The 8867-nt window shown below is 75.6% G+C and carries 1 protein-coding gene; it reads left to right on the top strand.

What is annotated here, in order from left to right; genetic code table 11:
- On the top strand, positions 1-8867 hold an 8867-nt coding region (locus tag Aut01nite_RS42865), incomplete at both ends, for a non-ribosomal peptide synthetase (protein ID WP_204037951.1).

The following is an 8867-nucleotide window of genomic DNA, read 5'->3' as shown; positions in this document are numbered from 1 at the left end:
TACCCGCTCGTGCTGCTGGCCGGCCCGGGCAAGCGGCTGCGGTTCCAGCTCGGCTACCGGCCCGACGTGTTCGACGCCGCCGCCGCGGCCGGGATCGTCCGGCGCTTCGAGCGGATCCTGCAGGCCGTCCTCACCGATCCGGAGCAGCTCGTCGGGCGGTTGCCGTCGCTCGACGAGACCGAGGCACGGCAGATCGCCGCCGCCGCCGACACCGTCCGCCCGGCCCCGTGGCGCAGCGTGCCGGACCGGTTCGCCGAGCAGGTACGGCGTACCCCCGAGATCTGTGCCGTCCGCGACGACCGCGGCGGCCTCACCTACGCCCAGCTGGAAGCCGCCGCCAACCGGCTGGCCCGCCGCCTGATCGAACGCGGCGCCGGCCCGGACACCGTGGTCGCCGTCGCCCTGCCGCGCTCGCTCGACCAGGTCGTCACCGCCTGGGCGGTCCTCACCGCCGGCGCCATCTACCTGCCCGTCGACGTGGAACTGCCCGCGGAGCGGATCCGCCGGCTGCTCGACGACGCCCGCCCCGCCGTGGTGGTGACCGCCGCCGACCTCGGCGACGCCGAACGCGCCCGGGTCGCCGCGCTGTCCCCGGCGCCGCTGACCGACGCCGACCGGGGCGCGGCGCTGCGCCCCGACCACGGCGCCTACCTGCTGTTCACCTCCGGATCCACCGGTACGCCCAAGCCGGTCCTGGTGCCCGCGGCCACCCTGGACAACCTGCTGGCCTGGCAGCGTGACCTGATTCCGCCGGAGCCGGGCACGGTCACCGCCCACTTCGCGCCGACCGGGTTCGACGTGTCCCTGCAGGAGCTGCACGCCGCCCTGCTGTCCGGCCAGACCCTCGCCGTCTGCCCGGAGGACGCCCGCCGCGACCCGGAGCAGCTCGTCGCCTGGCTCGCCGCGACGGCGGTCGGCACCCTGTACGCCCCCAACCTGGTCATCGAGGCGCTCGCCGCGGCGGCCCTGGCGTCCGGCGCCCGGCTGCCCGCCCTGCGCGACGTGGTGCAGGCCGGTGAGGCGCTGCGCCCGGCCGGCGCGGTGCGCGAGTTCATCGCGGCGGTGCCGGAACGCCGCCTGCACAACCAGTACGGCCCCACCGAGACCCACGTGGTGACCGGCTGGCGGCTGCCGGACGACGTCCACGAGTGGCCGGCCACCCCCGGCATCGGCCGTCCGGTGACCGGCGCCCGCGTGCACGTGCTGGACGCGGCGCTGCGGCCGGTGCCGCCGGGCGCCGTCGGTGAGCTGTACCTGGCCGGCGCCGGTCTGGCCCGCGGTTACGCCGGCCGGCCCGGCCTCACCGCCGAGCGCTTCACCGCCTGCCCGTGGGGGACCGGCGAGCGGATGTACCGCACCGGCGACCTCGGCGGCCTGCGCCCCGACGGCACGCTGTTCTTCGCCGGCCGGGCCGACCACCAGGTCAAGATCCGTGGTTTCCGGGTCGAGCCGGGCGAGGTCGAGGCCGCGCTGACCGGGCACGACACCGTCGCCCGGGCCGCGGTCGTGCCGCGCCGCACCGCCGGTGGCGTCACCCAGCTGGTCGGCTACGTCGTCCCGGCCACCGGCCGGAAGGTGGACCTCGACGTCCTCCGGGGCCACCTGCGCGACCTGCTGCCCGACCACCTGGTGCCGGCCGCGCTGGCGGAGCTGCCGGAGCTGCCGCTGACCCGCAACGGCAAACTCGACCGGCGGGCCCTGCCGGAGATCCGCGACGACCGGCCGGCCCGCGCGCCCCGTGACGAGCGCGACGAGCGGCTGTGCGCGCTGTTCGCCGAGGTGATCGGGGTCGCCACGATCGGCATCGACGACGACGTATTCCAGCTCGGCGCCAACTCGCTGACCGTCGGCCGGCTGGCCGGGCGGGTCCGCCGCGACCTGGGCGTGGACGTGTACCCGCGGCACATCTTCGAGGCGCCGACCGTCGCCGGGCTCGCCGACTCCCTCGACGGCGGCGACAGCCGGCGGGCCGAGGCCGAGCCCCGCCCGGACCGGATCCCGCTGTCGCTGGCCCAGCGCCGCCTGTGGTTCCTGCACCGCCTGGAAGGCCCCAGCGCGACCTACAACGTGCCGGCCGCGCTGCGGCTCACCGGCCCGCTCGACGAGGCCGCGCTGCGCGCCGCGCTCGGCGACGTGGTGAACCGCCACGAAGCCCTGCGGACCGTCTTCCGGGAGGACGCCGACGGGCCGTACCAGCTGCCCGGCGCGGTGACGCCGCACTGGGAGACCGCCGAGGCGGCCGAGGCGGAGCTGCTGCCCCGGCTGATCGAGGCGGCCCGGCACCGGTTCGACCTGACCGCCGAGGCGCCGCTGCGGGTCACCCTGTTCCGGGTGGCGCCCGACGACCACGCGCTGCTGCTGGTCATGCACCACATCGCCACCGACGGCTGGTCGATGGAGGTGCTCGCCCGGGACCTGGCCGAGGCGTACACCGCCCGCCGCCGCGGCCACGCCCCGGAGGCGAAGCCGCTGCCCCTGCAGTACATCGACCACGCCCTGCGCCAGGAACGCCGGCTCGGCTCCGACAGCGACCCCGGCTCGGTGCTGAGCCGGCAGCTCGGCCACTGGACCACCACCCTCGCCGGGCTGCCCGAGGAGCTCGACCTGCCCACCGACCGGCCGCGGCCGGCGCGGGCGTCGTACCGCGGCGACCGGATCGAGTTCGACATCCCGGCCGGCCTGCACCACGCCGTCGTCACGCTCGCCCGCGAACACTCGGTCAGCACGTTCATGGTCGTGCACGCCGCCCTGGCCACCCTGCTCAGCCGGCTCAGCGGCGGCACCGACATCCCGATCGGCACCCCCATCGCCGGGCGGGTGGAGGAGGCCACCGAGCGGATCGTCGGCCTGTTCATCAACACCCTGGTGCTGCGCACCGACACCGGCGGCGACCCCACCTTCGCCGAGCTGCTGGCCCGGGTACGCCGTACCGACCTCGCCGCCTACGCCAACCAGGACGTGCCGTTCGAGCGGGTCGTCGAGGCGGTCAACCCGAACCGGTCGCTGGCCCGGCATCCGCTGTTCCAGGTGCTGCTCGCCGCCTCGGCCGGCAACCCGAACGCGCCGCGGCCCGCGCTGGACGGGCTGACCGCCAGCCCGTACCGGCTCGGCACCGGCACCTCCCGGTTCGACCTGTACTTCTCGGTGGTCGAGCGGCACCACGACGACGGCAGCCCGGCCGGCATCCTCGGCGGGCTGGAGTACAGCACCGACCTGTTCGACGAGGACACCGTCCGGACCCTGGTGAACCGCCTGGTCCGGGTGCTGACCGCCGCCGTCGCCCGCCCGGAGCGGCCCATCCGGGACCTGCCGGTGCTGGCCGCCGACGAGCGCGTCCGCGTGCTGGACGAGTGGAACGCCACCGCGACGCCGGTGCCGGCCGAGCCGCTGACCCGGGCGATCGCCCGGCAGGCCGCGTTCCGGCCGGACGCCGTCGCGATCCGGTTCACCGGTCACGAGGTCACCTACGCCCGCCTCGACGCCGACGCCAACCGGCTCGCCCACCACCTGATCGCGCACGGCGCCGGCCCGGGCCGGCTGGTCGCCGTCTCGCTGCCGCGCACCGAGCGGCTGCTGGTCACCCTGCTGGCGGTGCTGAAGACCGGCGCCGCGTACCTGCCGATCGACCCGGACTACCCGGCCGGCCGGATCACCGCGATGCTCGACGACGCCGACCCGGCGGTCCTGGTCACCACCGTGACCGCCCCGGCCCTCCCCGGCGTGCGGCGGGTCCTGATCGGCGACCTGTCCACCGAGGCGGCGGTGGCGGAACGGCCGGCCACCGCGCCGGAACACGACGAGATCTGCGGCGACCAGCCGGCGTACGTGCTCTACACCTCCGGATCCACCGGCCGCCCCAAGGGCGTGGTGATCACCCGGGCCGCGTTTGCGAACTTCCTGCACGCGATGGTGCCCGCCGTGCCGCTGGGCGCGGAGGACCGCCTCCTGGCCACCACCACCGTCGGATTCGACATCGCCGGCCTGGAGATCTTCGGGCCGCTGCTGACCGGCGGCACCGTCGTCCTGGCCTCCCGCGAGCTGGTCCGCGACCCGGCCGCGCTCGCCGCGACCCTGCGGCGGGAACGGATCACCGTCATGCAGGCGACGCCGAGCCTGTGGACCGCGGTGCTGGACGCCGCCGGCGACCACGACCTCGGCGGCGTCCGCGCCCTGGTCGGCGGCGAGGCGCTGCCGGCCGCGCTGGCCCGGGCCCTGCGCCGGCGCACCCGTTCGGTGCTCAACCTGTACGGGCCCACCGAGACCACCGTCTGGTCGACCGCCACCGAGGTGGCCGCCGACCCCGGCGCCACCTCGGAGATCGGCGTGCCGATCGCGAACACCCAGGTGTACGTCCTGGACCGGGCGCTGCACCCGGTGCCCGCGACCGCCGCCGGTGAGTTGTACATCGCCGGTGACGGCCTGGCACAGGGCTACCTGGCCCGGCCCGGCCTGACCGCCGAACGGTTCGTGGCCTGCCCGTTCGGGCCGCCCGGCGCCCGGATGTACCGCACCGGCGACCGGGCCCGGTGGACCGCCGACGGCCGCCTGGAATTCCTCGGCCGGGTCGACCACCAGATCAAACTCCGCGGCTTCCGGATCGAGCTGGGCGAGATCGAGGCGGTGCTCACCGAGTCGGCCGACGTCGCCCGGGCCGCCGCCATCATCCGCGAGGACCGGCCCGGCGACCGGCGCCTGGTCGCCTACGCCGTCCCGTCCGCGGGCGCCGCCCCGACCGCGGACGGCCTGCGCGCCGCGCTGGCCCGTACCCTGCCCGACCACATGGTCCCCTCGGCGGTCGTGCTGCTCGGCGAACTGCCGCTCACCCCGAACGGGAAACTCGACCGCAAGGCCCTGCCCGCCCCCGCCGCGGACACGACGGAGACCTCCCGCCCGCCTCGCGACGCGCAGGAGGAGATCCTCTGCGAGATCTTCGCCGACGTGCTGGGCCTGCCCGGCATCGGCGTCGACGACGACTTCTTCGACCGCGGCGGGCACTCGCTGCTGGTCACCCGCCTGGCCGGCCGGATCCGGGCCGCGCTCGGCGCCGAGGTCAGCATCCGGGCGCTGTTCGACAACCCGACCGTGGCGGGAGTGCGGGCGCTGCTCGACGACGCCCGCGAGGCGCGGCCGGGCATCGTCGCGGCCGCCCGCCCGGAGCGGATGCCGCTGTCCTACGCCCAGCAGCGGCTCTGGTTCCTGCACCGGTTCGACGAGGCCGGGGCGACCTACAACATGCCGCTGTCGCTGCGGCTGTCCGGCGCCGTCGACGTGGCCGCGATGCGGGCGGCGCTCGGTGACGTGGCCGAGCGCCACGAACCGCTGCGCACCGTCTTCGGTGAGGACGCCGACGGCCCGTACCAGCGGATCCTGCCGATGGCGGCGCCCGAACTGACCGTGGTGCCGACCACCGCCGACGACGTCGAGGAGGCGGTGGCCGAGGCGGCACGGCACGGCTTCGACCTGGGTGCCGAGCTTCCGGTACGCGCCTGGCTGTTCCGCCTCGCCGCCGACGAGCACGTGCTGCTCGTCCTGGTGCACCACATCGCCGGCGACGGCTGGTCGATCCCAGTGCTGGCCCGCGACTTCGCGGCGGCGTACCGGCACCGCACCGGCGGGGACGCCCCGCAGTGGCCGGCGCTGCCCGTGCAGTACGCCGACTTCACCCTCTGGCAGCGGGAGGCGCTCGGCGCCGAGGACGACGCCGGTTCCCCGCTGGGCCGGCAGCTCGACTACTGGACCCGCCAGCTGGCGGCGCTGCCCGCCGAGATCGGCCTGCCCACCGACCGGCCCCGCCCGCCGGCCGGCACCGGCGCCGGCGACCGGATCACCCTCGACCTGGACGCCGGCCTGCACGCCCGGCTGGCCGCGTACTGCCGGCGCAGCGGCGCCACCCCGTTCATGGTGCTGCACGCCGCCTGGTCGGCGCTGTTCGCCCGGCTCGGCGCGGGCACCGACGTGGCGATCGGCACCCCGGTCGCCGGGCGTACCGACGCCGACCTGGAGCACCTGATCGGTTTCTTCGTCAACACCCTGGTGCTGCGCAGCGACCTGAGCGGCGCCCCGACCTTCGACACCCTGGTGGCCCGGACCCGGCAGGTGGCCCTGGACGCGTACGCCAACCAGGACGTCCCGTTCGAGCGCCTGGTCGAGCGGCTGAACCCGGAACGATCGAGCGCCCGGCACCCGCTCGTGCAGGTGGTGCTCGCCGTCAACGGCGCCGACCCGGCCGGCCGCGCGGTGGTCACCCTGCCCGGCCTGACCGTCCACCCGAACCGGGTGGAGACCGGGGCCGCCCGTTTCGACCTGCGCATCTCGCTCGACGAGCAGCGCGCCGCCGACGGATCGCCGGCGGGGCTGCGCGGCACCCTCGCCTACCGGACCGACCTGTACGACCGGGACACCGTGGCGGCGATGGCCGACCGGTTCACCCGGCTGCTGGACGCCGCGCTCGCCGACCCGGAGGCGCCGGTGCGGGACCTGCCGCTGCTCGGTGACGCCGAGCGCACGGCGGTGCTGGAGACCTGGCAGGGCGGCGGGACCGCGGACGCGTACATCCCGTTCCTCGATCTGTTCGCCGCCCGGGCGCAGGCCGCGCCGTACGCGCCGGCGGTGACCCACGGCGGGGTGACCCTGTCTTACCGCACTCTCGACGCCCGCTCCTCCCAGCTGGCCCGCTACCTGATCGGGCTCGGGGTGGGCCCGGAGTCCCGGGTGGTGCTGGTCATGCCGGCGTCGGTGGACGCCGTGGTGGCGCTGCTGGCGGTGCTGAAGGCGGGCGGGGCGTACGTGCCGGTGGACCCGGCGTACCCCACCGACCGGATCGGTTACATGGTCGACGACGCCGACCCCCAGGTGATTCTGATCGCCGCCGAGGTGGCCGACCGGATGCCGGACACGGCCGCCCCGGTGATCGTGGCGGACCGGCTCGACCTCACCGACGTGGTGGCCGGCCCGATCGCCGACGCCGAGCGGCGCTCTCCGCTGCTGCCGGACCACCCGGCGTACATCATCTACACCTCCGGCTCGACCGGCCGGCCCAAGGGCGTGATGATCGCGCACCGGCCGCTCAGCCTGTACGTGCAGCGGTCGGCCCGCGCGTACGGCCCGGCCGGCGGCGTCTCCTGGCTGCACACCCCGATCTCGTTCGACATGACCGTCACCGCCCTCTACACCTCCCTGGCCCGCGGCGGCGAGATCGTTCTCGGCGACCTCCCGCAGCTGGCCGAGTCGGACGTGCCGCGCCCGACCTTCACCAAGATGACGCCCAGCCACCTGGAGACCCTGGACGCCCTGGACAGCTCGGCGTCCCCGTCGGGCACCCTGGTGCTGGGCGGCGAGATGCTGACCGCGGCCGCCCTCCAGCGCTGGCGCGACCGCAACCAGCTGACCACCGTCTTCGCGGCGTACGGCCAGACCGAGACCACCGTCAACTGCGCCGAGCTGCGGATCGACCCGGGCACCCCGCTGACCGGCACCACGGTCACCGCCGGCCGCCCGTTCGCCGGCATGCGGGTGTACATCCTGGACACCGCGCTGCGGCCGGTGCCGCCGGGTGTCGCCGGTGAGCTCTACGTCGCCGGGTACGGCGTGGCCCGCGGCTACTGGCGCCGGCCGGCCCTGTCGGCGGAACGTTTCGTGGCCGACCCGTTCACCGCCGACGGCACCCGGATGTACCGCTCCGGCGACCTGGGCCGGTGGACCCGCGACGGCCGGCTGGAGATCCTCGGCCGCGCCGACGAGCAGGTGAAGGTGCGCGGTTTCCGGATCGAGCTGGGCGAGATCGAGGAGGTGCTGGCCGCGCATCCGGCGGTGGCCCGCTGCTCGGTGATCGTCCGCGAGGACCAGCCCGGCGACAAGCGGCTGGTCGCGTACCTGGTGACCGAGGTCGACGTGACGGACACCGCGCTGCGCGAGTACGCCCTCCGCCTGCTCCCCGACTACATGGTCCCGGCCGCGTTCGTGGTCCTGCCGGCCCTGCCGCTGACGGTCAACGGCAAGCTGGACCGCCGGGCCCTGCCCGCCCCGGACTACGGCGCGGCGTCGGCCGGCCGGGACCCGCGCACCCCGCGCGAGGAGATCCTCTGCGGCTTGTTCGCCGAGGTGCTGGGGGTGGACCGGGTCAGCATCGACGACGACTTCTTCGCTCTCGGCGGCCATTCGCTGCTGGCGACCCGCCTGGCCGGCCGGATCCGCAGCGTGCTGGACGCCGAACTGTCGGTCCGCCGGATCTTCGAGTCGCCGACCGTGGCGGCGCTGGCCGAGGCGCTCGGCACGGCGGGCGCCGCGGTGCGGGGGGTCCGCCCGGTCACGCCGCGGCCGGCCCGGATCCCGCTGTCGTACGCCCAGAACCGCCTCTGGTTCCTCTACCGGCTGGAGGGCCCGAGCGCCACCTACAACGTCACGATGGCCATGGGCATCGACGGCGCTCTGGACGTGCCCGCTCTCCGGGCCGCGCTCGGCGACGTGGCGGCCCGGCACGAGTCGCTGCGCACCGTCTTCGCCGAGGACGAGCACGGCCCGCACCAGGTCGTCCTGGACGCCGCCACGGCGAAGCCGGAGCTGGTGGTGGCCCGCTCGACGGCGGCGACCGTGGACGACGACGTCGCCGAGGCGGCGCGGTACGCCTTCGACCTGGCCACCGAGACCCCGATCCGGGCCTGGTTGTTCGAGGTGAACCCCAGCCGGCACGTGCTGCTGCTGATGATGCACCACATCGCCGGTGACGGCTGGTCCAACCCGATCGTCGCCCGCGACCTGAGCGCCGCCTACGCGGCCCGCTCTCAGGGCCGGGCGCCGGAGCTGGAGCCGCTGCCCGTCCAGTACCCGGACTACGCGCTGTGGCAGCAGGACGTGCTCGGTGACGAAGG

Source organism: Actinoplanes utahensis, from assembly GCF_016862455.1.
Lineage (GTDB): Bacteria > Actinomycetota > Actinomycetes > Mycobacteriales > Micromonosporaceae > Actinoplanes > Actinoplanes utahensis.
The sequence above is the reverse complement of the archived record's forward strand: the minus strand, read 5'-3'. Positions and strand labels throughout refer to the sequence as shown.